The organism is Glycomyces endophyticus, from assembly GCF_039531525.1.
GTDB classification, from domain to species: domain Bacteria; phylum Actinomycetota; class Actinomycetes; order Mycobacteriales; family Micromonosporaceae; genus Glycomyces; species Glycomyces endophyticus.
This window is the reverse complement of the sequence record NZ_BAAAQF010000008.1, coordinates 1-26522: the sequence shown is the minus strand read 5'-3', so window position 1 is coordinate 26522 and position 26522 is coordinate 1. Positions and strand designations below refer to the sequence as shown.

The window sequence follows — 26522 nt, the reverse complement described above, 5'->3', positions numbered from 1 at the left end:
CGGGACAGTCTAAGCGGTGGCGGGCCCGGGTCAGGCCGCCGGGGCGTATCGGGCCAGCGCGGCCCGGGCGGTGTCGCGGACGGCGTCGCGCAGTTCGGCGGGGGCGACGACCTCGGCCTCGCCGCCGAGCCCGAGCACGAAGCGGCGGGCCCAGTCGAGGTCGCGCACGCGCATGACGACGCGGCGGCGCCCGTCGGGCTCGCCGGCGACCTCCTCGCACGGGTACGAGTCGGCGACGCCCTTCGCGCCGGCGCCGAGCAGCAGCTCTATGCGCGGCAGCTCGGAGGCGAGGAACGCGGTCGGCGCGGGCGGGTTGGTCAGGCGCAGCGGCTCGGAGGGCTCGTCGAGCTCGGTGCAGGCGTCGATCCGGTCGATGCGGAACTGGCGGATCTCCCCCGCGGTGCGGCACCAGGCGCGCAGGTAGGCGTGGCCTTCGGCGACGACGATCTCGATCGGGTCGACGACGCGCTCGGAGGTGGTGTCGCGGTGGGCGGAGTAGTACGTGATGCGCGCGGCGTGCCCGGAGGCGACGAGCGCGGCGTACTTCTCGGCCTGCGGGTCGGTCACGGTGTCGCGGACGGTCACGTCGGCGGGGGCCTCGCCCGCGGCGGCGGCGAGCTTGTCGAGCGCGGAGGCGATGGCGCCGCGGTCGCCGACGCCGGGCGTGTCGGCGAGGACGCGGAGGGCCACCGAGAGCGCGAGCGCCTCGTGGGCGGCCAGGCGCACCGGCCGGTCCATGCCGGCGGCGAACAGGACGCGCACGGCGTCGGCGTCGAAGGCGATGTCGATGAGGTCGCCGGGGCCGTACCCGGGCAGGCCGCACATCCACAGCATCGTCAGGTCGGCCTGGACCTGCTCGACGTCGACGCCGAAGTCGGCGGCGATCTCGGTGATCGGCACCCCGCCGGGGCGCGCGACCAGGTACGGGACGAGGTTGAGCAGGCGTGCGAGGCGGTTGGTGGTCATGTCAGGACTCCTCCTCGTCGGCGAGCGCCTGCAGGCAGGCGACGGTCTCCTTGACCAGTTCGGGCGGGTCGACCACGAGCACGTCGGCGCCGAACGAGGCGAGCCAGGCGGCGGTGGGGGCCGTCTCGGTGTAGGAGAAGCAGACCTGGTCGCCCTCGGAGGTGCGCGGCCCGATCTGGTCGGCGCGGCGGCGGACGCCCCACGCCCGCTTGGGCCTGACCAGGAGCGTCGCGCGGACGGGCTGCTGGCGGGCCTCGGACTCGGAGGCGAACGCGAGCACGTCGACGTCCTCGGGGATCGCGTACGCGCCCTCGGGCCCGGTGAGCCGGACCTTCCCGGAGATGCGCGAGAGCCGGAAGCACCGCTGGGCGTCCCGGTCGAGGTCGAGCCCGGCAACGTACCAGCGCCCGCGCCAGGCCGCGCAGCCCCAGGGCTGGATGCGGCGCTGCTGCGCGGACTCGTCGCGCGAGCCCAGGTAGTCGAAGACGACGGCGCGGCGCGCGGCGATCGCCTCGAAGAACGGCGACAGCGCGGCCTCGGCGCCGGGGAGGGACTTCACGGTAGCGGTCGCGGCGTGCGACTCGACGTCGATCCCGGCCGCGCGCAGCTTGAGCAGGGCCTCGGCGCTCCCGGACTGCAGCTCGGGCTGCTGCCACAGGCGCGCGGCGGCCGCGACGGCGGCGGCCTCGGCGTCGGTGAACTCGATCTGCGGCAGCTCGAAGTCCGAGCGCGCGATCCGGTACCCGGGCTCGCCCTCGGCGAGGAAGTCGACGCCGGACTGGAGCGGGATGCCGATGCGGCGCAGCTCGGCCTTGTCGCGCTCGAACTTGCGCTGGAACGCCTCGTGCGCCTTCTTGTCCTCGGTGTCGTGCTCGTAGCCGGGCACGGTCCGGGCGATCCTGCCGGCGGTCTGGAAGCGCCGCGAGGACAGCAGGCAGAGCACCAGGTTCACCAGTCGTTCAGTGCGATCGTTGGACACCCGCCCAGCCTATGCCAGCGCCTGAGCGGCCCGCCATCACGCCCGGGTCCGCCGGGCCGCGCGGCCGCGGCCGCTCCGGTACCCGACGGCGACTCGCCATGGCCCCCAAGCACCCGCTCTCCGGACGGGGCCCCTTTGGTAGGGTCCGGGCGTGATCAGATGGCGATACGGGACCGTCACCGGCGTGCGCGGCGGCTGGCGCGGCTGCACCGAGCTGGAGGTCGACGTCGAGGCCCGCGAGGGCGAGGACGCGTACGCCGCCCGGGGCCTCGCCTACGACGAGCTCGTCGGGGTCCCCGAGGTCGGCGACCGGGTGCTGCTCAACTGCAACGCCATCGCCAAGGGCCTGGGCACCGGCGGCTACGCGCTGGTCATCGCGGTCCCCGACCGGCTCCCCGCGGACGTCGAGGGCCCGGGGCACATCGTCAAGGCCCGGTACACGCCGATGCAGGCCATGCGCCTGGCCGTCGACGAGGACGACTCGCCGTACCGCGCCGCCGTGGAGGGGTGCGAGGACCTCGGCGGGATGCCGGTCGTCGTCGCCGACCTGCACTCGGCGCTCGCGCCGGTGCTCGCGGGCGTGCACGCGACCGCTCCCGACGCGAAGGTCGCCTACGTCATGACCGACGGCGGTTCGCTCCCGGCGTGGTTCTCGCGCCAGCTCGACCAGCTCTCGGACCGGATCTGCACGGTCGTCACCGCGGGCCAGTGCTTCGGCGGCGACCTGGAGGCGACGAACATCCACAACGCGCTCATCGCGGCGCGCACGGTCGGCGGCGCCGACATCGCGATCGTGGCCCAGGGCCCGGGCAACCTCGGCACCGGCACGGTGTGGGGCTTCTCCGGGACCGCCGCGGGCGAGGCGGTGAACGCGGCCTCGGTGCTCGGCGGCCGCCCGGTCGCCTCGCTGCGGATCTCCGAGGGCGACGCCCGCGAGCGCCACCGCGGGATCTCGCACCACTCGATGACCGCGTACGGGAAGGTCGCGCTGGCCGCGGCCGACATCCCGGTCCCCGACGAGCTCCCCGCGGACCTGGAGCCGAAGATCCGCGCCCAGCTCGCCGAGCTCCCCGAGCGCCACCGCCAGATCGAGATCGACTGCTCGGGCCTGGCCGAGGCCATGGAGGCCCTCCCGGTGAAGCTCTCCACGATGGGCCGCGGCCTCGACAGGGACCGCGTCTACTTCATCGCCGAAGCCGCCGCAGGCCGCCACGCGGCCCAGATCGCCAAGCGCCGAGACTGACCTCAGCTCCCCTTCAGCTCCTCCGGACTATCGTCGAAACCGGGGGCCCTTTCCCAGAGCGCACTCGCGTCGACAGGGTGCGCCGGCTACAGCACGAACAGCACCAGTGCCCAGATCCCCAAGACCCCCGCCAGCGCGAGGGCCAGGACCCAGGTCGGCACGGTGTACTCGCCGCGCCGGTTGCGGGCGATCTCCTCGCGGATGCGGGCCTTGCGCTTCTCGGCGGCGGCCACGGGGTCGAACGAACCGAGCAGGCCGGACCTGCCGGCCTGCTCGCGTCCCGGCCGCTCGGCGGCCGTCTCGGTCTCAGGGGTTTCGGGCACGACTCATGCTCACATGCTGGCGATGAGCTTGTCCACTCGCTCGTCGCGGGAGCGGAACGGGTCCTTGCACAGGACCGTGCGCTGCGCCTGGTCGTTGAGCTTCAGGTGGACCCAGTCCACGGTGAAGTCGCGCCGCTTCTCCTGCGCCTTGCGGATGAACTCGCCGCGCAGGCGCGCACGCGTGGTCTGCGGCGGCACTTCCTTCGCCTCGAAGACCTCGACGTCGTGCGTGATCCGCTCGGCCTCGCCGCGCTTCTCCATCAGGTGGTGGAGGCCGCGGCCGCGGCGGATGTCGTGGTACGCGAGGTCGAGCTGGGCGACGCGCGGGCTCGAGAGCGGCAGGCCGCGCTTCTCGCGGTACCGCTCGATGAGCTTGTACTTGGCGACCCAGTCGATCTCGCGGGAGATCGTGTCGAGGTTGCCGTCCTCGACGGCCTGGAGGACCCGGCCCCACAGCTCGATGACGCGCTTGGTGGTCGCGTCGGCGCCGCGCTGGTCGACGAAGTCCATGGCCTTCTCGAGGTACTCGCGCTGGATGTCCAGAGCGGACGCCTCGCGGCCGCTCGCCAGGCGCACCAGGCGCTTCCCGGTGGTGTCGTGGCTGATCTCGCGGATGGCCCGGATCGGGTTCTCCAGGGTGAGGTCGCGCATCGTCACGCCGGTCTCGATCATCCGCAGCACCAGGTCGGCCGAGCCGATCTTCAGCAGTGTGGTGATCTCGTTGATGTTGGAGTCGCCGACGATGACATGGAGGCGGCGGTACCGCTCGGCGTCGGCGTGCGGCTCGTCGCGGGTGTTGATGATCGGGCGGGAGCGGGTCGTCGCGGAGGAGACGCCCTCCCAGATGTGCTCGGCGCGCTGCGACAGGCAGAAGCGGGCGCCGCGGGGGGTCTGGAGGACCTTGCCGGCGCCGCAGATGAGCTGCCGGGTGACGAGGAACGGGATGAGGACCTCGGCGAGGCGTCCGAACTCGCCGTGGCGGCTGACGAGGTAGTTCTCGTGGCAGCCGTAGGAGTTCCCGGCGGAGTCGGTGTTGTTCTTGAAGAGGTAGATGTCCCCGGCGATGCCCTCGTCGTGGAGGCGCTTCTCCGCGTCGATCATCAGTCCCTCGAGGATGCGCTCGCCGGCCCGGTCGTGCTTGACCAGGTCCTCGACGGAGTCGCATTCGGGGGTGGCGTACTCGGGGTGGGAGCCCACGTCCAGGTAGAGGCGGGCGCCGTTGCGGAGGAACACGTTGGAGGAGCGGCCCCAGGAGACCACGCGCCTGAAGAGGTACCGGGCCACTTCGTCCGGAGACAGGCGTCGCTGTCCCCTGAAGGTGCAAGTGACCCCGTATTCGGTCTCCAGTCCGAAAATGCGCCTGTCCATGTCGAAACCCTACCCCGATTCTTATGAGGAGAACACCCCTCGCGGTCGAACGGTTTCGCTCCGCGACGGGCGTGTTGACGGTGTTCGCGGGGTCGCGGGGGCTGCGGGCCCCCGCGACCGTCCACTTGCGTGCGGGAGTTTCGTATTCGTGAATGCGGTTCGGGCCGTGGCCTATTCGCTCGGCTGGGGCCGCTCGCCCTTGTCCGGCGTGTCGGCTTCGTCCTCGGGCTCGTCGCCGAGGACCTCGTCCGGGTCGAGGTCGGGCTCGGCCTCGTCGCGGGGCATGAGCGCGTCGAGGGCGAGGCCCTCGATGCGCCGGAACGCCCGGCCGGGGCGGGCCCGCTCGAGGACCGCGACTTCGAGGACGTCGGTCGTCAGCTCGCGCCGGACGCCGTTGCCGCCGTCCGAGGAGAGCGCCCGCAGGGCCAGCGCGAACGCGTCGGCGAGCGGGGCCTCGGAGTCGTGGCCTTCGGAGAGGACCTCGACGAGCTGCTCGGCGGCGCCGCCCATGGCGAGGTAGCCGGGCTCGTCGTTGATAGAGCCGTCGAAGGTCAGCCGATAGAGTTCGTCGCCGTCGGGGGACGTCCCGACGCCGGCGACGCAGATCTCGACCTCGAAGGGCTTGGTCTGCTCGGAGAAGATCGCGCCGAGCGTCTGCGCGTAGGCCTTGGCGAGGCTGGCGGCGTTGACGTCGCGGCGGTCGTAGGAGTAGCCGCGCAGGTCGGCCATCCGGACGCCGGCGGTGCGGAGGTTCTCGAACTCGTTGTACTTGCCGACGGCGGCGAAGCCGATGCGGTCGTACAGCTCGTAGACCTTGTGGAGCGCCGAGGAGACGTTCTCGGCGACCAGGAGGACCCCGTCTGCGCACGAGAGCACCACGACGTTGCGGCCGCGGGAGATGTTCTTGCGGGCGAACTCGGCCCGGTCCCGCATGATCTGCTCGGGACTGGTGTAGAACTGCATGGCCATGTCAGGCTCCTCTCGTTATCCGTAGGGGTTCTCGGTGCGGGCCGCGATGACCGTGCGGGCGAGTTCGGCCACGGTGGCCTCGTCGACGCGCTTGGAGCCTTCCGCGGTGGCGCTCATGACGACGGGGTAGAGGTCGCGGATCGGGTCGGGTCCGCCGGTGGCGGAGTCGTCGTCGGCGGCGTCGTAGAGCGCCTCGACGGCGGCCTTGACGGCGTCCTCGGTGCTGATGCCGCGCCGGTACCGCTTCTTGAGCGAGCCCTTCGCGAAGATCGAGCCGGAGCCGATGGAGTCGTAGTCGCGTTCGGCGTAGACGCCGCCGACGACGTCGAAGCTGTAGATCTTGCCGGCTTCGGCGACGGAGGGGGCGTCGTTGTCGAACCCTGCGAACAGGGGGACGACGGCGAGGCCCTGCATCGCCATGCCGAGGTTGCCGCGCAGCATGGTGGCGAGGCGGTTGGCCTTGCCGTTCAAGGTGAGCGGGGCGCCTTCGATCTTCTCGTAGTGTTCGAGTTCGACCTGGTAGAGCTTGATGAGCTCGATGCCGAGGCCGGCGGTGCCGGCCATGCCCACGAGCGAGTAGGCGTCCGCGGGGAACACCTTCTCGATGTCGCGGCTGGCGATGTAGTTGCCGGACGTGGCCCGCCGGTCGCCCGCCATGACGACGCCTTCGGCCGTCTTGAGCGCCACGATCGTGGTGGCGTGGGCGCTCATCTGGGCGAAGTCGCCGGGGGGCAGGGGCCTGCGCCCCGGCAGCAGTTCCGGTGCCGCCTGCATGAGGAACTCCGAGAACGAGGAGGTTCCGGCCGTCATATACGCGTTCGGCAGCTTGCCTGGGAATCCTTGACCTGTCACGACATGACCTCCCTGTTTCTCTATATTCTTGTCGACGCTCGGGCCGAGATTGCGACTGACGGTGCCAGGGTCCCGGTGCGCCGGTCTTGGCGATGCTGCGAGCCTTGTGCGGGCTCAGCCGTCACACCAGGTGCCCTGTCGACCGCAGGTGCGGCTACTGGCCGCCCTTCTGCACGAACGAGCGCACGAACTCCTCAGAGTTGGTCTCCAGGACCTCGTCGATCTCGTCGAGCAGGTCGTCGACTTCTTCGGTGATCGCTTCGTGTCGTTCGGCGATCTCGGGGTCTACAGCGGCCTCGGTGGTCTCGGCGTCTGCTTCCTGCCGTGACCGCTGCGACTGCGACTGCCCGCCGGAGTCCTTCGCTGCCATAGCTGTTCCCTTCTACCTCGACGGTGCATAAACCGTACCGCGAGAGTACGACAGCACGCCAGATACGACGCTGTACCGCTCTGTAATATTCCCGCGGCGGTTCGGTGTCGGCTAATCCGCGGTGATGACGTCCAGGAGGTCCTTCGCGGCCTCGCAGCGCTCGAACAGCTCCCCCACATGGGCTTTGGTGCCCTTCTCGGGCTCCATCATGGGCACTCGCACGAGCGAGTCGGCCCCGACGTCGAAGATGACGGAGTCCCAGGAGGCGGCGACGACCTCGGAGGGGTAGCGCGAGAGGCACCGGCCGCGGAAGAACGCGCGGGTGTCGGCGGGCGGCTCGGTCATCGCGTTGATGATCTCGGTGTCGGTGAGCAGCCGCTTCATCTTGCCGCGGGCGACGAGCCGGTGGTAGAGGCCCTTCTCGGGGCGCACGTCGTGGTACTGGAGGTCGATGGCCTGGAGCTTGGCGGCGCCCCAGTCGAGGCCTTCGCGCTCGCGGTAGCGGTCGAGCAGGGAGAGCTTGGCGGGCCAGTCGAGCATGTCGGCCAGCTCCATGGGGTCGCGGGCCAGCGCGTCGAGGACGTACGCCCACTGGTCGAGGACCTCGCGGGTGTCGGGGTCGGCGTCGGCGCCGCAGTAGGCCTCGGCCTGCTCCAGGATGGACATCTGGAGTTCGACCGCGGTGAGCCGCTTGCCGTTGCGCAGTTCGATCTTGTGCGCGAGCGTCGGGTCGTGGGAGACGGCGCGGAGCTCGGCGACCGGCTCGGCGATGCCGAGGGTGCCGTCGAAGGCGCCGGACTCGATCATCGCGAGGACGATCGAGGCGGTGCCGACCTTGAGGAAGGTGGCGTACTCGGCGAGGTTGGCGTCGCCGATGATGACGTGGAGGCGGCGGTAGCGCTCGGCGTCGGCGTGCGGCTCGTCGCGGGTGTTGATGATCGGGCGCTTGAGCGTGGTCTCGAGCCCGACCTCGACCTCGAAGAAGTCGGCGCGCTGGGAGATCTGGAATCGGTGCTCGGAGGCGTCCTGGCCGATGCCGATGCGCCCGGCGCCGGCGAAGACCTGGCGGGTGACCAGGAACGGCGTGAAGTGGGCGACGATGTCGGCGAAGGGCGTCTGGCGCGACATGAGGTAGTTCTCGTGCGCGCCGTAGGAGGCGCCCTTGTTGTCGGTGTTGTTCTTGTAGAGGTTGATGGGGCCGATGCCGGGCGTGTGGGCGGCCCGGAGGGCGGCCTCGGCCATGGTCATCTCGCCGGCCTTGTCGAACAGCACGATCTCGCGCGGGTTGGTGACCTCGGGCGTGGAGTACTCGGGGTGCGCGTGGTCGACGTAAAGGCGGGCGCCGTTGGTGAGGATGACGTTGGCGAGGCCGGAGTCCTCGTCGGCGAGGTTCTCGGCGGGGTCGTAGAGGGCCCCGGTGTACGTGAAGCCGCGGGCGTCGCGCAGGGGGGTCTCCTCCTCGTAGTCCCACCTGGCGCGGCCGCCCTTGGAGAGTTCGGGGCGCGCGGCGTAGGCGTTGACGATCTGGGAGGAGGTGACCATCGGGTTGGCCCCCGGCTGGCCGGGCACGGAGATCCCGTATTCGATCTCGGTGCCCATGATGCGGCGAACGGTCATGCCTTCGAGCCTAGTCCGTCCGGGCCCCTTTGCGCCCCCTCGGAGGGCGTCCGACTGGATTTCCGCCAGCTCGATGTGCAATTGCCTCATGGATATCGGTTACCCGGTGAATGGGACGCCGACACGTTTCGGACACGGCGAATCGGCCGGCGGGGCGGGCCCGCCGGCCGAGGCCGTCGTTCGCTCTTACAGGTACTGGCCCGTGTTGGACACGGTGTCGATGCTGCGTCCGGAGTCGGCGCCCTTGCCGGAGACGAGCGTGCGGATGTAGACGATCCGCTCGCCCTTCTTGCCGGAGATGCGGGCCCAGTCGTCCGGGTTGGTGGTGTTGGGCAGGTCCTCGTTCTCGCGGAACTCGTCCACCGTGGAGTCGATGAGGTGCGTGAGCCGGATGCCCCTGGACTGGTTGGTCAGGAAGTCCTTGATCGCCATCTTCTTCGCGCGGGCCACGATGTTCTCGATCATGGCGCCGGAGTTGAAGTCCTTGAAGTACAGGACCTCCTTGTCGCCGTCGGCGTACGTGACCTCGAGGAAGCGGTTCTCGTCGACCTCGGAGTACATGCGCTCGACGACCGCCTGGATCATCGAGTTCACCGTGGCGTCGCGGTCCTTGTCGTGCTCGCGCAGGTCGTCGTCGTGCAGCGGCAGGGTCGTGGTGATGTACTTCGAGAAGATGTCCTTCGCCGACTCGGCGTCGGGCCGCTCGATCTTGATCTTGACGTCCAGGCGGCCGGGCCGCAGGATCGCCGGGTCGATCATGTCCTCGCGGTTGGAGGCGCCGATGACGATGACGTTCTCGAGGCCCTCGACGCCGTCGATCTCCGACAGCAGCTGCGGGACGATCGTGTTCTCCACGTCGGAGGACACGCCCGAGCCGCGGGTGCGGAAGATCGAGTCCATCTCGTCGAAGAACACGATGACCGGCATGCCCTCGCTGGCCTTCTCACGGGCCCGCTGGAAGACCAGGCGGATGTGCCGCTCGGTCTCGCCGACGTACTTGTTCAGCAGCTCGGGGCCCTTGATGTTGAGGAAGTAGGAGCGCCCGGAGGCCTCCTCCCCGCGCATCTCGGCGACCTTCTTGGCCAGCGAGTTGGCGACGGCCTTGGCGATGAGCGTCTTGCCGCAGCCGGGCGGGCCGTAGAGCAGGATGCCCTTCGGCGGGCGCAGCTCGTGCTCGCGGAAGAGGTCGGCGTGCAGAAACGGGAGCTCCACGGCGTCGCGGATCATCTCGATCTGCCCGTCGAGGCCGCCGATGTCGTAGTAGTCGACGTCGGGGACCTCTTCGAGGACGAGTTCCTCGACCTCGCTCTTCTGGATGCGCTCGTACGCGTAGCCCGCGCGCGGCTCGATCATGACCGAGTCGCCGGCGCGCAGCGGCCCGTTGATGAGCGCGTCGGAGAGCAGCACGACCCGCTCTTCGTCGGCGTGGCTGGTGACGAGGGCGCGGTCGGGCGGGCCGCCTCCGGGGACCTCGATGAGCTCCTTGAGAGTGACCACTTCGCCGATGCGCTCGTAGTCGAGGACCTCGACCACGTTCATGGCGTCGTTGAGCAGGACCTCCTGGCCGCGCTCCAGCTCCTCCGGGTCGATCGAGGGGGCGAGCGACACGCGGAACTTCCGGCCGGAGGTGAAGACGTCGACCGTGCCGTCTTCGCGCGCGCCCAGGAACACGCCGTACCCGGACGGCGGCTGGGCGAGCCGGTCGATCTCCTCCTTCAGTGAGACGATCTGCTCGCGGGCCTCTTTCAAGGTCGACACGAGCCGCTCGTTCTGCTCCGACAGGCGGTCGATCTGGGATTGGGCGGCGGCGAGCCGCTCCTCCAGGATGTGCATGTGTCGGGGGGTCTCGGTGAGACGGCGCCGTGCCGCGGCCAGTTCTTCCTGGAGCTCTTCGACCTGTCCTGACAGTTCGTCGCGCTCTGAGCCCTGGCCCAGGTTCTGTCGACGGTCATCGTTGCTTCGTGCCACGGGTCACACCTCCCAGGAGAGTGTTCGTACATCCAACCGTAGCTGGCTGGGGAGGCCAATAGTAAGGCTCGCCACCGACATTGCGCTACATTCTCGATGCGATTTAATGTGGGAGCCATGGCTGTGGAACGTGAACTCGAAGTCTCGATCGACCAGGACGCCTGCACCGGGGACGGGCTCTGCGTGCAGTACGCCCCCGACGTGTTCGAGTTCGATATCGACGGTCTCGCATACGTCAAGGACACTCAGGGCGAGCTGTTGACTACGGCGGGTTCCCAAGTCAGCGTGCCCGAACGGCTGCGTCTGGACATTGTGAACGCCGCCCACGACTGCCCCGGCGAGTGCATCTACGTCCGCGACCGCGCCTCCAAGGAGGCCGTCGCCGGCCCCGGCGCGGACGACTAGGACGACGGAGACGGCGCGGCTCCCGTCGAAACGGGAGCCGCACTATCTTGTTTCAGCACTTGGGAAGTCGTGAATCCGACTCACGAAAACCGCGGATTGTTACGCTTCCGTGACCTCGTCGTCCGGCTTCGCCTCCGCCTCGGCGGCGATCCGCGCGTTGCGCTCCCGGAGGGCCTGCTGGCCTTTCGACGGCTTGAGCTTCCGCGCCGGGGCGACCGTCCCGGGGGCGAGCTTGCGGGCGGTGATGAGGAACGCGGTGTGCGCGATCATGCGGTGGTCCGGGCGGACCGCCAGGCCCTCCAGGTGCCAGCCGCGGATCATCGACTCCCACGCCTCGGGCTCGGTGAAGGTCTTCCGCTCGCGCAGCGCCTCGACGAGCTCCGACATCTGCGTGGTGGTCGCGACGTATCCGATGAAGACACCGCCGGGGCGCAGGATGCGCTCCACAGTGTCCAGCACCTCCCACGGCGAGAGCATGTCGAGCACGACCCGGTCGACCGGCGCGTCGAGCTCGGCCTCCGCCACGTCCCCCACCGTCAGGGTCCACTGCTCGGGGAGCTCGCCGTAGTAGCCGGCGACGTTCTCCTGGGCGATCTTCGCGAAGTCCTCGCGCAGCTCCCACGAGAAGACCCGCCCGGTCGGGCCCACGGCCCGCAGCAGCCAGTTGGTGAGCGCGCCGGAGCCGGCGCCCGCCTCGACTACGCGCGCGCCCGGATAGATGTCGCCGAACGTGAGGATCTGGGCGATGTCCTTGGGGTAGATGACCTGGGCCCCGCGGCGCATCGACAGCCCGTAGTCGGGCAGGAGCGGGCGCAGCGCCAGGTAGGCGGTCCCGCCCTCGGTGGTGACCGTGACGCCGTCGGGCTTGCCGATGAGGTCGTCGTGGAAGAGCCGCCCGCGGTGGGTGTGGAAGGCGCCGCCCTCGGCGAGGGTGATCGTGGCCTTCCGGTTCTTCGCGTCGGTCAGTTGGACGCGGTCGCCCGGCGCCAGCAGGTCAGATGCCACTTTGCCTCGTGTCTCCTTCGGTCAGGTCCGAAGCATCTTAACGGAGGGCTTTGACCACGTCGGCGGTGTAGAGGAGCCCTGTCAGGCGCCCCTCATCGACGACGAAGAACCGGTCCGCGCCGCTCTTGCCGATCGCGTCGACCAGCGCCTGGCCCCGGAGACCGGACGGCAGGCCCGGGATCTTCCGGGCCGAACGCAGCAGCCCGCTCAGCGGCATCGCGTCGACCTGGTCGGCCGGGACGGCCTCGGCGCTGGCGCGGTCGAGCACGCCCACCGGGGCGCCGTCGACGGCCACGATCTCGCGGCCCGCGGCCGCAGCGAGGGCCTCGCCGAGGGTCGCGGCGACGCTGACGGCGACCACGGGCCGGGCCAGCGCGGCGGCGTCGAGGGCCTTGACGCGCGGGCCCATGCGGGCGGCGCGGATGGCGCCGGTGGCGCCGCGCCACAGCTCGAACGCGACCATGAGCAGCAGGATCAGGCCGATCCAGGAGAACCAGCGGTTGGAGAACAGCCACAGGCCGGCGCCGACGGTGCCGACGGCGACGACGCGCCCGGCCCACCCGGCGACGAGGTAGCCGCTCCAGCGGTCGCCGGTGGCGGCCCAGATGCCGGCCTGGAGGGCCTTGCCGCCGTCCAGCGGCAGGCCCGGGAGCAGGTTGTAGACGGCGACGAGGAGGTTCGCGACGCAGACCTGGAAGCACAGCTGCCAGGCGAGCGTGCCGGTCTCGATCGCGACGGCGCCGGCGAGTCCGGCGAGGCCCAGGAGGAGCGAGACGGCGGGCCCGGCCAGCGCGATCGCGGCGGCCGTCCCGGGTTTGGGGGCCTCGCGGTCCATCTCGGTGAAGCCGCCGAGGGCGTCGAGGTTGATCTGGCGGACCCCGATGCCGGCGCGCAGGCTCACCAGGGCGTGGCCGAGCTCGTGGAGGAAGACCGACAGGAGCAGGGTGAGCGCGAAGAGCGCGGCGATCGCGAGCGAGGCGCCCGCGCCGATGCCGGGCACCGAGCGCTGCACGACCGGCGCGTACACGGCGACGACCATCGCGGCGAGGATGAGCCATGTGTAGCCGAGCGTGACGGGGATGCCCTTGACGCGGGCGAGCGTGAAACCGGATCGGCGGAAGGCCAGCACGTTGGTCGACATCGGCGGCAATGGTACGCGCCCGGACCGCGGGGTCCGGGCGCGGCGGTGCGGCTACGCGGGCCTGACGCGGAAGGCGTAGGTCGCGTAGGGCATGGCGAAGGTCTCTCGTCCGGCGAGGTCGGGGTGGGTGGCGAGGAGGTCCTCGACGCCGGCGACCAGGGCGCGCTGGCGCTCGGGGGTCGCGGTGAGGTAGTAGGAGCGGGACTGGACGAGCCGGACGAGGCCGGCGGGGTCGAGGGGCTTCTCGTGCCGGAAGACGCGGACCTCGGGTTCGCCGAAGCCGGGGGCGAAGTAGCCGGGCTCGGTGGCGCCGAGGGCGGTGATCTCGCCCTTGGAGGAGCCGATGACCTCGGTGAGGCGCTCGACCCAGTCGACGGACTCGTCGCGGAGGTTCCAGATGGGGGCGAGGACGCCGCCGGGGCGCAGGACGCGGCGGATCTCGGGGAGGGCCTTGGGCCGGTCGAACCAGTGGAAGGCCTGGCCGGCGGTGACGACGTCGGCGCTGGCGTCGGGGAGGCCGAGCGCTTCGGCGCTGCCGGCGCGGGCGGCGACGAGGCCGGTGGTGGCGGCGGTGAGCTTGGCGAGCATCTGCTCGTCGGGGTCGACGGCGGTGACGCGGTGGCCGCGGGCGATGAGGCCGCGGGTGAGGAGGCCGGTGCCGGCGCCGAGGTCGACGACGTCGGCGGGCGTGTCGCCGGCGAGCCAGGCGAGCGCCTCGGCGGGGTAGGTGGGCCTGGAGGCGTCGTAGAGGTCGGCGGCGCGGCCGAAGGAGCGGGCCTGCGCGATCGGGTCGGGGCCGAAGGTGTCGTCAGTGCTCATGCATAAACAGTACGTGCGTTATGTTAAAAAGTCCAGCGCCGTGCGGGCCTGTCGGTCCCCCGCTTTATGCTCGAAGGATGTCGAACGCCACCCGACCGACCCAGTTGTCCCCTTCGCGCGCCGGGGATTTCAAGCAGTGCCCGCTGCTGTACCGGTTCCGGGCGGTCGACCGCCTCCCCGAGCCGTCCTCGCGGGCGCAGGTCCAGGGCACACTCGTCCACGCGGTGCTCGAGCGCCTCTACGAGCTCGACGCGGGCAGGCGCACCCCGCAGGAGGCGCTGGCGCTCATCGAGCCGGAGTGGACGAAGCTGAACTCGTCCCAGGAGTACTCGGAGCTGTTCGACGGCCTCGACGACGAGTCGGGCTGGCTGCGGGGCGTGCGCCGGCTGGTCGAGACCTACTTCTCCATGGAGGACCCGCAGCGCCTCCAGCCGCACCGCACCGAGTGCCTGGTGACGACCACGCTCGACGACGGCACGCAGCTCAAGGGCTTCATCGACCGCGCCGACGTCAACCCGGCCGGGCTGGTGCGCCTGGTGGACTACAAGACCGGGAAGCGCCCGCCGGAGCGGTTCGCGGACAAGGCGCTGTTCCAGATGAAGTTCTACGCCCTGGTGTGGTGGCGCACCCGCGGCACGGTGCCCACCCTGCTGCGCCTGATGTACCTCGGCGACGGCGAGGTCCTGGACTACACGCCGACCAAGGGCGAGCTGGAGCAGTTCGAGCGCACTCTCAAGGCGCTGTGGGCCTCGATGCGCGAGGCGATCGCCACCGGCGAGTTCCGCCCGCAGAAGTCGAAGCTGTGCGGCTGGTGCGCCCATCAGAAGCTGTGCCCGGAGTTCGGCGGCGAACCGCCGGCGTATCCGCTCACCACCGTCCTTCCAGGACTTGAGATGCCTCCTACCTGAGGCGGAGCCGTGAATCATTCCCACGTTCGATGAAACGGGCGTGACCGGCGGATACGGTATAGAGCGTGCAAGCCGCCTTCTCGTCCCGCCGGGCGCGCCTCTGGCTCCACCGGCGGCCCTTCATCGCCGACTGCGTGCTGGCGCTCGTCCTCGCCGTCGGGTACGTCGGGTTCTACTCCGCGAGCGCGCAGCTCGTGCCCGACCTCGACTACGGGTGGGCCGACGCGGCGATGATCTTCGTCCCGTTCACGGTCATCTGCCTGCGGCGGGTGTGGCTGTGGGGCGGCATCGCGCTCGCGCTGGCGGTCCTGTGCGCGGCCGTGTACATCGAACCGATCCAGAGCATGGGCGCCGACAGCGGGATCGGCCTGTTCGTGCTCACCTACACCGCCGCGGCCCACCGGCCGATCCAGCAGGCGCTCGCGGCCGCCGCGACCCTGTGGGTGCCGGTCTCGCTGGTCATCTTCACGTTCCCGCTCACCGAGGGGGTCGACCACCTGACGAGCAGCATGCTGGTCCTGGTCAACCTCATCCTCGCCATCACCGCGTTCTGGATCGGATGGGTCGTGCGCAGCCGCCGCGAGAAGGTCGAGGAGCTCTCGGACCGGGCCCGGTTCGCCGAGGAGCGGCAGGAGGCCCTCGCGGCCCAGGCCGTGGCCGACGAGCAGCGGCGCATCGCCCGCGAGCTGCACGACGTCGTCGCGCACCACATCTCCGTCATCGGCGTGATGTCGGAGGGCGCCAAGCGGGTCCTGCGCACCGACCCGGACGCGGCCGAGGAGGCGCTGACGACGGTGAACCAGACCGCGCGCACCGCGCTGCGCGAGATGCGCGACATCCTCACCGTCCTGCGCAACGGACACGACGAGAGCGACCCCGCCGACCTCGAGCCGCAGCCTACAGTGGACTCGTTGCGGGCGCTGGTGGCGCAGACCAAGGACGCCGGCCTGCCGGTGCGGTACACCATCCGCGGCGAGGAGTACCCGCTGCCGACGGGCGTGAGCCTGGCGGTCTTCCGGATCGCGCAGGAGGCGCTGACGAACACGATCAAGCACGCCGGGCCGCACGCCAGGGCCGGCGTCGTCGTCGACTACGGCGACCAGGAGTTCCGGATCTCCGTGGGCGACTCGGGGACCGGGGCGCCGGTCGTCTCCGGGTTCTCCGGCGGCCACGGCCTGATCGGCATGCGCGAGCGGGCGACCCTCTACGGGGGCACGCTCGAGGCCGGGCCCCGGCCCGGCGGCGGGTACCTCGTCGAGGCCCGCTTCCCCAAGAACGCCCACCTTCAGGGAGTGACCATATGAGCGACCGGCCGATCCGCCTCCTGCTCGCCGACGACCAGCAGCTGCTCCGCGCGGGCTTCAAGATGGTCCTCGGCGCCGAGACCGACATCGACATCGTCGGAGAGGCCGGCGACGGCGTCGAGGCGTTCGAGCTGACCCGCCGCCTGGTCCCCGACGTGGTCCTCATGGACATCCGCATGCCGCGCCGCGACGGCGTCGCCGCGACCGCCGACATCGTGCAGGCGAACCTGCCGACCCGGGTCCTGGTGCTCACCACGTTCGACCTCGACGAGTACGTCGTGGGCGCGCTCCGCGCCGGCGCCGCGGGGTTCCTCACCAAGGACGCCCCCGCCGCCGACCTGGTCGAGGCCATCCGCACCGTCCACCGCGGCGGCGCGGTCGTGGCCCCGCACATCCTCTCGACGCTGCTGGGCCGCTTCGCGCTGCACCGCGGCGCCGACGACGACCGCTCCCCCGCGATCCTCGGCGCGCTCACCGCGCGCGAGAAGGAGGTCCTCATGCTCCTGGCGAAGGGCCTGACGAACGCGGAGATCGCCGACTCGCTGACGGTCGGCGAGACCACCGTCAAGACCCACGTCGGCCACCTGCTCACCAAGCTCGGCGTCCGCGACCGGGTCCAGGCCGTCGTCCTCGCCTACGAGACCGGCCTGGTCAAGCCCGGCGCGACCGACTGAGACTCCTCCCGGAGTACCGGCCCCTCCGCCTCCGGTGGGAGTCGAAGACCGTTCTCGAAGCGGATGCGCCGGGGCCCGGAACACCATATGGTCGAAGTGGATCATGCGGACTGCGACGCCGAGTGACATCATGTATGATGTCACAATCGGGCGCATCGACGTCATCGATTCGCTTCCTGAATAGCACCAAGGCTTCACGGGCGGCGTCCCGCGGAGCGAGGAAACCAGCACACCGAATCCCTCGGAACCCGACTCCTTCACCCGAAAGCGAGAGCGTCGTGTCCACCGCATCCCCTGTCAAGTCAGCCGCCGTGTCGGCCGAAGGCGTCTGGAAGGCCTACGGCACGGGCGAAGCCCAGGTCGTCGCCCTCCGCGACGTCTCCGTCCAGTTCGCCTCCGGCGCGTTCACCGCCATCATGGGCCCCTCCGGGTCCGGCAAGTCCACGCTCATGCACTGCCTCGCCGGCCTCGACACCACCGACCGCGGCGCCGTGCACATCGGCGACACCGCCGTCACCGGCCTGAGCGACAAGGCCCTCACGAAGCTCCGCCGCGACAAGATCGGCTTCATCTTCCAGCAGTTCAACCTGCTGCCCACGCTCACCGCGGAGGAGAACATCACGCTCCCCTCCGCCATCGCGGGCGCCAAGGCCGACCCCGACTGGCTGAAGAAGATCATCCACACCCTCGACCTCACCGACCGCCTGTCGCACAAGCCCACCGAGCTCTCCGGCGGCCAGCAGCAGCGCGTGGCCTGCGCCCGCGCGCTCGCCACCCGGCCCGAGGTGGTGTTCGCCGACGAGCCCACCGGCAACCTCGACACCCGCTCCGGCGCCGAGGTCCTGCGCTTCCTGCGCACCAGCGTCGACGACTTCGGGCAGACCATCGTCATGGTCACCCACGACCCCGGCGCGGCGGCCTACGCCGACCGCGTGGTCTTCCTCGCCGACGGCCAGATCGTCGAGGACATGGCCGACCCGACCGCCGACAAGGTCATCGACAAGATGAAGCACTTCGAAGAGCTCGTCGCCGCCGCCCAGGGAGAGAACGCCTAGCCATGCTGCGCGCCACCCTCAAGGGCATGGCGAGCCGCAAAGCCCGCCTTGTCCTCACCAGCCTCGCCGTCGTCCTCGGCACCATGTTCGTCGCCGCGGCGATGATCCTCACCGCCACGATGGAGAAGTCCGTCACCGGCGTCATCTCCGACGCCTTCACCGGGGTCGACGCGGTCGTCACCGCCGCGGAGGACCCCGCCGCCGCCCAGGGGAACACCCCCAGCGCGACCCTGATCCCCGCCGACGTCCTCGACACCGTCCGCGGCGTCGACGGCGTCGAGTCCGCCGACGGCGACGTCTCCGGACAGGTCAACGCCATCGGCGACAACGGGAAGCTCGTCGGCGCCTTCGCGCCCACCATCGGGTTCAACTGGATCGACGAGACCGGCGGCTACAACGAGATCCGCGACGGCCGCAGCCCCGAGGCCGACGACGAGGTCATCGTCTCGGCCCAGTTCGTGAAGGACGCCGGACTCGACGTCGGCGACACCGTCACCGCCTACTCCTACACCGCCGACCGCGCCGACTACGAGATCGTCGGCGTCTTCGGCCTCCCCGGCGACCGCGACTCGCTCGCCGGCGAGACCCAGATCGGCTTCACCACCGCCGAGGCGCAGCGCCTCCTCGCCCAGGGCGAGAACGCGTTCATGACGATCTACATCGAAGGCGACGCGTCCACCGACGACATCGCCGACGCCGTCGGCGCCGACTACCGGGTCCAGACCGGCGAGGAGGCGTCCGAGGAGGCCGCCCAGGGCTTCGCGGTCGTCGCCGACATCATGGGCTACATCTTCCTCGGCTTCGGCCTCGTCGCCGTGTTCGTGTCGGTCTTCCTCATCATCAACACCTTCACGATCATCGTCGCCCAGCGCCAGCGCGAACTCGCGCTCCTGCGGGCCATCGGCGCCGGCCGCAACCAGGTCGTCGGCTCGGTCCTCGCCGAAGCCGCCGTCATCGGCGTCATCGCCTCCATCGCCGGCCTCGGCCTCGGCGTGCTGCTCGGCTGGGGCCTGTCTCAGCTCGTCAGCACCTCCGCGATGGGCGGCCTGCCGGTCCAGCTCCAGGTGCCGCTCACGTCTCTGTGGGCGCTCGCGGTCGGCATCGGCGTCACCGTGCTCTCCGCGATCGTCCCCGCCGTCAAGGCCTCCGGCGTCCCGCCGGTCGCCGCCATGCGCGACGCGGTCAACCCGCCGAAGCCTCTGCGCGGCATCACCATCGCGGGCCTCGTGGTCGCCGCCGCCGGCGGCGTCCTGATCGGCCTCGGCCTCACCGACAACCTCGGCGACCTGGGCCTGCCCGGGTTCCTCAGCGGCGTCGGCATCGCGTTCGTCGGCATCACCCTGCTGACGCCGATCCTGTCGCGGCCGCTGGTGGCGCTCCTGGGCGCGGTCATGTCCTGGTCGTTCTCGGGCCGCCTCGGCAAGCTCAACGCCGGGCGCAACCCGCGGCGCACCGCGATCACCGCCTCGGCGCTCATGATCGCCGTCGCGCTCGTCACCGGCATCGCCACGATCGTCTCCAGCTTCAAGGAGACCACCGCGGAGCTGACGGACCAGAACCTCGACTCCGACCTGATCGTCATGGGCCAGCAGGGGGCCAACATCCCCACGTTCTCGCCCGAGACGCTCGCGGAGATCAAGGCGCTGCCGGACGTCGAGGCGGTCGGCGATCTGTACGGCGAGTTCTTCGGCGCCGAGATCGACGGCTCGCCCACGGTCCTGTACGCCAGTGAGGACATCGAGACGAGCATGGACATCTTCAGCGGCACCGTCGCCGAGGGCTCCATCGCGAACCTCCCCGACGACGGCCTGGTCGTCAACGAGTCCGCGGCCGAGGATCAGGGCGTGGCGCTCGGCGACACCGTCGAGGCCGTGTTCGCCGACGGCGAGACCGTGCCGCTGACGGTCACCGCGATCCTCGACGACGCCATCCTCAGCGACGGCTGGTGGGTCGCGCCCGCGCAGATCCAGCACTTCACCGTCCCGAAGCCGATGCAGGCGTACATCCAGGTCAGCGACGGCGCCGACGTCGACGCGGTCCAGGACGAGGTGGACGACATCCTCGCCGACGAGCCGGAGGTCAGCGTCGCCAACAACGCCGACTTCGTGGAGCAGCAGACCTCGCAGCTCGACGTCCTCCTGAACTCGGTGCAGATCCTGCTCGCGCTGGCGATCATCATCGCCATCATCGGCGTGGTGAACACGCTGGTCCTGTCGGTCCTCGAACGCACCAGGGAGCTGGGGCTCCTGCGCGCGATCGGCATGACCCGCGGCCAGGCCAGGCGCATGATCACGGTCGAGTCCGTCATCATCTGCCTGTTCGGCGCGGTGCTCGGCATCGCAGTCGGCATCGGCCTCGGCTGGACCGTCCAGCAGGCGCTCGAGGAGGAGGGCCTGACGAGCTTCGCGCTGCCATGGGGGCTCATCGTCACCTACCTCGTGGCCGCCGTTGCCGTCGGCCTGCTCGCCGCGATCGCGCCGGCCGCTCGGGCCGCAAAGCTGAACGTGCTCAACGCGATCGCCTACGAATAGCCTTCATTCCCAAAGGAAACCAGGAGAGGGGCGGCGCCTTCCGGCGCCGCCCCTCCCGTCTGCCCGCCGTTCGGCGCCGGGACCCTCGGCCGAATTGCGGAGGCCGAGGGGCCCGCTCCAACCTGCGGAGGAGTCCGAGTGTGGCCCGCGGACCGAAGCGGACGGACGGGCGCGTCCATAGCCTTGAAGGCACAGGAAACGCACCCGATCAGAAAGGCGCTCCCGTGCCACTCGCGAATCCCCCCGCCCCGCAGCTCACCCGGACCCGCGCGGCCGTCGACGCCACCAACCTGTGGCGCGCGTACGGCTCCGGCGAGGCCCAGGTCGTGGCCCTGCGCAACGTGTCGGTCCAGTTCGCCTCCGGCGCGTTCACCGCCATCATGGGCCCTTCGGGCTCGGGCAAGTCGACGCTCATGCACTGCCTGGCCGGCCTCGACACCGTCGACCGCGGCTCGGTCCGCATCGGCGACACCGAGATCACGGGCCTGGGCGACAAGGCGCTCACGAAGCTCCGCCGCGACGAGATCGGCTTCATCTTCCAGCAGTTCAACCTGCTCCCGACGCTGACGGCCGAGGAGAACATCCTGCTGCCGGCCTCGATCGCCGGGAGGAAGCCCGACCCGGAGTGGATCGCCCGCGTCATCGCGACCCTCGACCTCGCCGACCGCCTCACGCACAAGCCGACCGAGCTCTCCGGCGGCCAGCAGCAGCGCGTGGCCTGCGCCCGCGCGCTCGCCACCCGCCCGGAGGTCGTCTTCGCCGACGAGCCCACCGGCAACCTCGACACCCGCTCCAGCGGCGAGGTCCTGCGGTTCCTGCGCCGGTCCGTGGACGAGTTCGGGCAGACCATCGTGATGGTCACCCACGACCCCGGCGCGGCGGCCCACGCCGACCGCGTCGTGTTCCTGGCCGACGGCCAGATCGTCGAGGACCTCCACCGGCCCACGGCTGACGCGGTCATCGACACCATGCGGGGCTTCGAGCACCGCGTCCCCCTCGCCGGAGAGGCCGGCTGAGAGATGCTCCGCGCCACGCTCAAGGGCATGGCGGCCCGCAAGGCCCGCCTCATCCTCACCAGCCTCGCCGTCGTCCTCGGATCGGCGTTCATCGCCGCCGCGCTGGTCCTCACCGCCTCCATCCGCGCCACCGTCGACGACCTCAGCGGCGACGCCTACAGCGACGCCGACGTGCTCGTGCAGCCGGTCGAACCGGAGAACCGCGGGGACCGCCTCGTCCGCGAGGGCGTCACCGCCGAGACCCTCGCCGCGATCGAGGCGTCCGGCGACGTCGCCGACGTCAGCACCACCGTCACCTGGATGGTCAACGCCCTCGGCGAGGACGGCAAGATCGTCGGCGGCTTCGCCCCCACCATGGCGGTGAACTGGGGCGACGAGTCAGTCGAGCGCGAGATGCGCGACGGCCGGGCCCCCGAGACCGACGGCGAGGTCGCCGTCTCCGCCCAGTTCGTCACCGAGTCCGGGCTCGGCCTCGGCGACACCGTCACCGCCTACTCCCTCGCCACCGACGAGACCGCGTACGAGATCGTGGGCGTCTTCGGGTACTCCGGCGGCCGCGACTCGCTCTCGGGCGCAACGGAACTCGCGTACACCACCGCGGAGGCGCAGCGACTCGTCTTCGGCGGCGAGAACGTGTACACCGCCGTCGCCGTCACCGCCGCGGAGGGCGTGAGCGCGACCGAGCTGCTCGCGACCCTCGAACCGGCCGTCGGCGCGGAGGCCGAGGCCATCACCCGCCAGGCCTACATGGACGACATCAACGCCGAGAGCGCCGAGGTCACCAACCTCATCGGCTACTTCCTGCTCGGGTTCGGCCTCATCGCCGTGTTCGTGTCGGTGTTCCTCATCGCCAACACGTTCTCGATCGTGATCGCGGGCCGCCTCAAGGAGATCGCCATGATGCGCGCCATCGGCGCGGGCCGCGGCCAGATCATCCGCTCGGTCCTGGCCGAAGCGGGCCTGCTCGGCGCGGTCGCCTCCGTCGTCGGCGCCGGCATCGGCGTCGCCGCCGGCGCGGGCCTCACCTCGGTCGTGGCGAACGGATTCCTCGACACCGCCAGCACCAGCGTCGCCGTTCCCTGGTCCGCGCCGCTCGCGGCCGTCGCCGTCGGCATCGGCGTCACCGTCCTCTCCGCGCTCGTCCCGGCCGTGCGGGCCTCGAAGATCCCGCCCGTCGAGGCCATGCGCGAAGCGGTCAAGGCCGACAAGCCGATCCTCGCGGCCACCGTCACCGGCCTCCTGGTCACACTCCTCGGCGGCACCGGGATCGCCTTGGGGCTCACCGAGACCTTCGCGGCCGACAATACGAACCTCCTGGCCGCCGCCGTCGGCGCGGGCGTCGTCTTCGTCGGCGTCGCACTGCTGACCGCGTGGCTGTCGAAGCCGGTCGTCGCGCTCCTGGGCGCCGTCTGGTCGTGGTCGTTCGCCGGGCGGCTCGGGCGCCTCAACGCCTCCCGCAACCCGCGGCGCACCGCCGTCACCGCGGCCGCGCTCATGATCGGCGTGACCCTGGTGACCGCCACCGCCACGCTGCTCACCAGCGTCAAGGAGAGCCTGGCCTCGCAGTTCGAGTCCTCGATCAAGGCCGAGCTGTTCATCACCGGGCCCATCACCTCGTCGGTGCCCGCGACCTTCGACCCGGCCCTGATGGACGACATCCGGGCTGCAGACGGCGTCGCGGCCGCGGTCGAGCTGTACTACGACATCTCGCAGGTCGACGGCACCGAGCAGTACGTCAACGCCACCACCGACCTGGAGGGCGGCCTTGACCTGTTCGGCGGCGAGGTGCTCGAAGGCTCGATCGCGGGTCTGACGGAGGGCCAGACCGTCGTCAACGAGTGGTCCGCCGACCAGCTCGGCGTCGGCGTCGGCGACACCGTCTCGATGACCTTCAGCCGCGGCACCGAGGCCCGCGAGTTCACCGTCGTGGGCATCCTCGCCGACAACGAGGACACCGACGGCTGGTACGTCGACCCGGCCTACACCGCGGAGTTCTACACGCCGAAGCCCACGACGGCCCTGGTCGACGTGGCTGACGGCGCCGACGTCGACGCGGTCACCGCCGCGGTCGAGGACGTCCTCGCCGGCGAGCCCGCGGTCAGCGTGCAGAACCACGAGGAGTACCTCGCGCAGGTCACGGTGTTCTTCGACTACGCCATCATCGCGATCCAGCTGCTCCTGGCGCTGGCGATGATCGTCGCGGTCATCGGGGTGGTCAACACGCTGGTCCTGTCGGTCCTGGAGCGCACCCGCGAACTCGGGATGCTCCGCGCCATCGGCATGACCCGCGGCCAGACCACCCGCATGGTCACCGTCGAGAGCGTCACCATCGCCCTGTTCGGCGCCCTCCTGGGCGTCGGCACGGGCCTGCTCCTCGGCTGGATCGTGCAGCAGGCGCTCGTCCCGAGCGGCATCGAGGAGTTCGCGGTCCCGACCGCGCTCGTCGCCGCCTACCTCGGCGCGGCCGTCCTGGTCGGACTCCTCGCGGCGATCGCCCCGGCGGTGCGGGCCTCCAAGGTCGACATCCTCGGCGCGATCTCCTACGAATAGCTTCCGTCGGCAGCGGGGGAGACGAAAGCGGGGCGTCCTTTCGGACGCCCCGCTTCGCTTGCACGCGTGTCAGGTCGACGGGAGGCCGTGGCGCTCCAGGTCCTCCATGTCCTCCAGCTCGATGCCCTTCGTCTCCTTGACCATCTTCCACACGAAGATGAAGGAGATCAGCGCGAACAGCGAGTACAGGCCGTACGCCAGGAACAGGCCGGTCTGCGCCAGCTCCGGGAACGTGACGGTGATGAGCCAGTTGGAGATCCACTGCGCGGCCGCCGCGACACCGAGTGCCGAGGCGCGGATGCGGTTGGGGAACATCTCCCCGAGCAGCACCCACACGACCGGGCCCCAGGTGAACGCGAAGCCGAACACGAACACGTTCGCGGCGATCAGCGCGACCACGCCGGCCGCGTCGCTCAGGACCGGGTTGTTCTCGGCGTCCACAGGGGACGACGCGAAGATGACGGCCATGGTGCCCAGGGCGACGAACATGAGCGCCGAACCCATGAGCAGCAGCTTCTTGCGGCCGATGCGGTCCACGAGGTAGATCGCGAGGATCGTGCCGGCGATGTTCACGATGGAGTTGATGACCGAGGTCAGGAACGCGTCGCTCTCGCTGAACCCGACGGACTGCCACAGCGACGTCGAGTAGTAGAAGATGACGTTGATGCCCACGAACTGCTGGAACATCGACAGGAAGATGCCGACCCACACGATCGGCATCAGGCCGAACTTCGAGCCGCGGACGTCGGAGATGCGCGGCGGGTGGTCGCTGTCGAGCGTCCCCTGGATCTCGATGATCTTGGTGTCCACATTGCCGCCGACGTACTTCACCAGGATGGCGCGCGCCTTGTCGAGCTGCTGCTTCGCCACGAGGTAGCGAGGCGACTCGGGGATGTTCAGCGAGAACATGAAGTACACGAACGCGGGGATCGCGGCGGCCGCGAACATCCACCGCCACGCGGTGCCGCCCCACGGGACCTCACCGCTCGCGCCGCCCGCCGAGGCCTGGATGCCGTAGTTGACGATCAGGGCGCCGAAGATGCCGAGCACGATCGCGAACTGCTGCAGCGAACCGAGCCGACCGCGCAGGTGCGCGGGCGAGATCTCGGCGATGTAAGCGGGGGCGATGACGCTCGCCGCGCCGATCGCGAAGCCGCCGATGATACGCCAGATGGTGAGGTCGACCGGACCGGTCGCCAGGGCGCTGCCCAGGGAGGTCACGAAGAAGACGATCGCCGCGATCATCATGACCTTCGGCCGACCGATCTTGTTCGCCAACGAGCCCGCGAACCAGGCGCCGACCGCGCAGCCGAGCAGGGCGGAGGAGACGACGATGCCCGTCTCGACCGAGCCGATCCCCCACTGCGTCTCGAGTGCGCCGGTGGTCCCGTTGATCACGGCCGTGTCGTATCCGAAGAGGAACCCGCCGAGGGCGGCGGCGATCGATACGAACAGCGCCGACCCGGTAGGAGCCGCGGGTTCACCGCGCAGCAGACCGTCATTGTCCGTCGTCATCACTCACTCCCGTACGCGACTTGATCCGATACCACACGTGCACGAATCCTAAGCCGCTATTGCCTTGTACATCACGAATTGCCGGAATCACCAGCTTTACCCCGGCGGGAGTGAGTTGAACCCTGTCAGTCGAGCGGCGAAGCGTCGATCCGCACGTCGAGCGCCCGCAGCATCCGGGCCAGGGCGATGTACGTCGCACCGGTGACGGTCAGCTCGGTCTGCTCGACCGGGTCGAAGCACTTGTCGAGCGCCTCGTCGTCCCGGTCCGCGCCGGCGCCGAGGTGCTCGGCGTACCCGAGCACCGCCCGCTGCCGCTCGTCGAAGCACGCCGCTTCGCGCCAGCCCGCGATCGAGGCGACCTGGTCCTCGTCGAGTCCCGACTCGGCGGCCATCGGCAGGTGATGTGCGAGCTCGTAGTCGGAGTCCTCCAACTGCGCGATCCGGCAGATCATCAGCTCCCGCAGCGACCGGGCGACCTTCGCGTCGAACCGCAGTGCGTGAATGAGGTCGAGGACCGGCGCCAGCAGCGCCGGCGCGTGCCCGAGCGCCCGGTGCAGATTGATCGGGTCCCGCCCCACCGCGGCCAGCCGGCGCGAGGCCGACGGCGGTAGAGGAGCTACAGGAAGACGCGAGATGGAACCAGAGTCCATTACTGTGACCTATCTAACTTGTGACGCCCACCATGATCATTTCATCGATGTGGGACAATACCTGTAGGGCAACACCCAGAGCCTGCAACGGAGGAGGCCACGTGAGCACATTTTTCAGCGTCGTCGGAGCCATCGGCATCGCGATCGCACTGGTGACAGTGTCACTATTGACGTTCCTGGTGACGGGCGCGATCTTCGGGATCGGAGTCGGCGTGGCCAGGCTGAGAGACGCGCTCTCGACTTCCTCGTAGAAGACATGCGAAGAAGGCCCCCACCTGATGGTGGGGGCCTTCG

Annotated in this window: 24 protein-coding genes; 9 read left to right on the top strand and 15 right to left on the bottom strand. The window is 70.3% G+C overall.

Going from position 1 to position 26522, the window contains the following annotated elements; genetic code table 11:
• Positions 1-30 precede the first annotated feature (30 nt).
• Together ABD419_RS12435 and ABD419_RS12430 are read right to left on the bottom strand one after the other, a co-directional pair.
• Positions 31-966, bottom strand: a complete 936-nt coding sequence (locus ABD419_RS12435; protein WP_344486714.1) for a helix-turn-helix transcriptional regulator — start codon at positions 964-966, stop codon at positions 31-33.
• A 1-nt stretch (position 967) separates the two neighbouring features.
• Complete coding sequence (locus ABD419_RS12430) at positions 968-1945, bottom strand: helix-turn-helix transcriptional regulator (RefSeq protein WP_344486711.1); 978 nt, start codon at positions 1943-1945, stop codon at positions 968-970.
• Positions 1946-2096: 151 nt separating this feature from the next.
• On the opposite strand from ABD419_RS12430, the gene ABD419_RS12425 reads away from it, so the two are divergent.
• Entirely contained in the window at positions 2097-3188 is a 1092-nt protein-coding gene (locus tag ABD419_RS12425; protein WP_344486708.1) for a DUF3866 family protein, read from the top strand.
• A gap of 86 nt (positions 3189-3274) precedes the next feature.
• Here ABD419_RS12425 and ABD419_RS12420 read toward each other — a convergent pair whose 3' ends face one another.
• From ABD419_RS12420 to arc, 7 genes are all read right to left on the bottom strand, one after another.
• Positions 3275-3511, bottom strand: a complete 237-nt coding sequence (locus tag ABD419_RS12420) for a hypothetical protein (protein WP_344486914.1) — start codon at positions 3509-3511, stop codon at positions 3275-3277.
• 9 nt (positions 3512-3520) lie between these two features.
• Positions 3521-4879, bottom strand: coding sequence for a Pup--protein ligase (gene pafA / locus ABD419_RS12415; protein ID WP_091045005.1), 1359 nt, complete (start codon positions 4877-4879; stop codon positions 3521-3523).
• 171 nt (positions 4880-5050) lie between these two features.
• Positions 5051-5848: a proteasome subunit alpha gene (gene prcA / locus ABD419_RS12410; RefSeq protein WP_344486703.1), complete on the bottom strand. Its 798-nt coding sequence runs from the start codon at positions 5846-5848 to the stop codon at positions 5051-5053.
• A gap of 15 nt (positions 5849-5863) precedes the next feature.
• On the bottom strand, positions 5864-6658 hold the full coding sequence (gene prcB / locus ABD419_RS12405; protein WP_344486700.1) for a proteasome subunit beta: 795 nt from the start codon (positions 6656-6658) through the stop codon (positions 5864-5866).
• 196 nt (positions 6659-6854) lie between these two features.
• Positions 6855-7070: a ubiquitin-like protein Pup gene (locus ABD419_RS12400; protein WP_091028433.1), complete on the bottom strand. Its 216-nt coding sequence runs from the start codon at positions 7068-7070 to the stop codon at positions 6855-6857.
• Between the two features lie 111 nt (positions 7071-7181).
• Entirely contained in the window at positions 7182-8687 is a 1506-nt protein-coding gene (gene dop / locus ABD419_RS12395) for a depupylase/deamidase Dop (protein WP_344486692.1), read from the bottom strand.
• A gap of 186 nt (positions 8688-8873) precedes the next feature.
• Positions 8874-10655 carry a proteasome ATPase gene (gene arc / locus ABD419_RS12390; RefSeq protein ID WP_091044992.1) on the bottom strand — a complete coding sequence of 594 codons (1782 nt, stop codon included), beginning with the start codon at positions 10653-10655 and terminating at the stop codon, positions 8874-8876.
• Positions 10656-10772: 117 nt separating this feature from the next.
• Between arc and ABD419_RS12385 the strand changes: the two genes are divergently transcribed.
• Complete coding sequence (locus ABD419_RS12385) at positions 10773-11060, top strand: ferredoxin (protein ID WP_344486685.1); 288 nt, start codon at positions 10773-10775, stop codon at positions 11058-11060.
• A 99-nt stretch (positions 11061-11159) separates the two neighbouring features.
• Here the strand turns inward: ABD419_RS12385 and ABD419_RS12380 are convergent, their stop codons facing one another.
• From ABD419_RS12380 to ABD419_RS12370, 3 genes are read right to left on the bottom strand one after another with little or no spacing between them, the layout of a single operon-like run.
• On the bottom strand, positions 11160-12065 hold the full coding sequence (locus ABD419_RS12380; protein ID WP_344486682.1) for a tRNA (adenine-N1)-methyltransferase: 906 nt from the start codon (positions 12063-12065) through the stop codon (positions 11160-11162).
• 37 nt (positions 12066-12102) lie between these two features.
• The gene (locus tag ABD419_RS12375) at positions 12103-13206 is read right to left on the bottom strand and encodes a M50 family metallopeptidase (protein WP_344486679.1); all 1104 of its coding nucleotides are present in this window, start codon (positions 13204-13206) and stop codon (positions 12103-12105) included.
• A gap of 51 nt (positions 13207-13257) precedes the next feature.
• The gene (locus ABD419_RS12370; RefSeq protein ID WP_344486676.1) at positions 13258-14025 is read right to left on the bottom strand and encodes a class I SAM-dependent methyltransferase; all 768 of its coding nucleotides are present in this window, start codon (positions 14023-14025) and stop codon (positions 13258-13260) included.
• Between the two features lie 77 nt (positions 14026-14102).
• Here ABD419_RS12370 and ABD419_RS12365 point away from each other — a divergent pair, with 77 nt between their 5' ends.
• From ABD419_RS12365 to ABD419_RS12335, 7 genes are all read left to right on the top strand, one after another.
• Positions 14103-14933: a RecB family exonuclease gene (locus ABD419_RS12365; protein WP_344486673.1), complete on the top strand. Its 831-nt coding sequence runs from the start codon at positions 14103-14105 to the stop codon at positions 14931-14933.
• A gap of 65 nt (positions 14934-14998) precedes the next feature.
• Complete coding sequence (locus tag ABD419_RS12360; protein WP_344486670.1) at positions 14999-16237, top strand: sensor histidine kinase; 1239 nt, start codon at positions 14999-15001, stop codon at positions 16235-16237.
• The gene (locus ABD419_RS12355; RefSeq protein ID WP_344486667.1) at positions 16234-16911 is read left to right on the top strand and encodes a response regulator; all 678 of its coding nucleotides are present in this window, start codon (positions 16234-16236) and stop codon (positions 16909-16911) included. Before ABD419_RS12360 ends, ABD419_RS12355 begins: the two co-directional genes overlap by 4 nt.
• 278 nt (positions 16912-17189) lie before the next feature.
• Entirely contained in the window at positions 17190-17966 is a 777-nt protein-coding gene (locus tag ABD419_RS12350; protein ID WP_344486664.1) for an ABC transporter ATP-binding protein, read from the top strand.
• A gap of 2 nt (positions 17967-17968) precedes the next feature.
• A complete protein-coding gene (locus ABD419_RS12345) occupies positions 17969-20497 on the top strand; it encodes an ABC transporter permease (protein ID WP_344486661.1) in 2529 nt (842 codons plus the stop codon).
• 224 nt (positions 20498-20721) lie between these two features.
• Positions 20722-21513: an ABC transporter ATP-binding protein gene (locus ABD419_RS12340; RefSeq protein WP_344486658.1), complete on the top strand. Its 792-nt coding sequence runs from the start codon at positions 20722-20724 to the stop codon at positions 21511-21513.
• Positions 21514-21516: 3 nt separating this feature from the next.
• Complete coding sequence (locus tag ABD419_RS12335; protein WP_344486655.1) at positions 21517-24063, top strand: ABC transporter permease; 2547 nt, start codon at positions 21517-21519, stop codon at positions 24061-24063.
• 69 nt (positions 24064-24132) lie between these two features.
• Here ABD419_RS12335 and ABD419_RS12330 read toward each other — a convergent pair whose 3' ends face one another.
• From ABD419_RS12330 to ABD419_RS12320, 3 genes are all read right to left on the bottom strand, one after another.
• Positions 24133-25578 (bottom strand): sugar porter family MFS transporter, encoded by a 1446-nt coding sequence (locus ABD419_RS12330; protein ID WP_344486652.1) that lies wholly within the window; start codon positions 25576-25578, stop codon positions 24133-24135.
• A 125-nt stretch (positions 25579-25703) separates the two neighbouring features.
• Complete coding sequence (locus ABD419_RS12325) at positions 25704-26156, bottom strand: carboxymuconolactone decarboxylase family protein (RefSeq protein ID WP_344486649.1); 453 nt, start codon at positions 26154-26156, stop codon at positions 25704-25706.
• A gap of 85 nt (positions 26157-26241) precedes the next feature.
• Positions 26242-26522 (bottom strand): hypothetical protein (locus ABD419_RS12320; protein ID WP_344486647.1); only part of this gene is annotated, 281 nt, incomplete at its 5' end.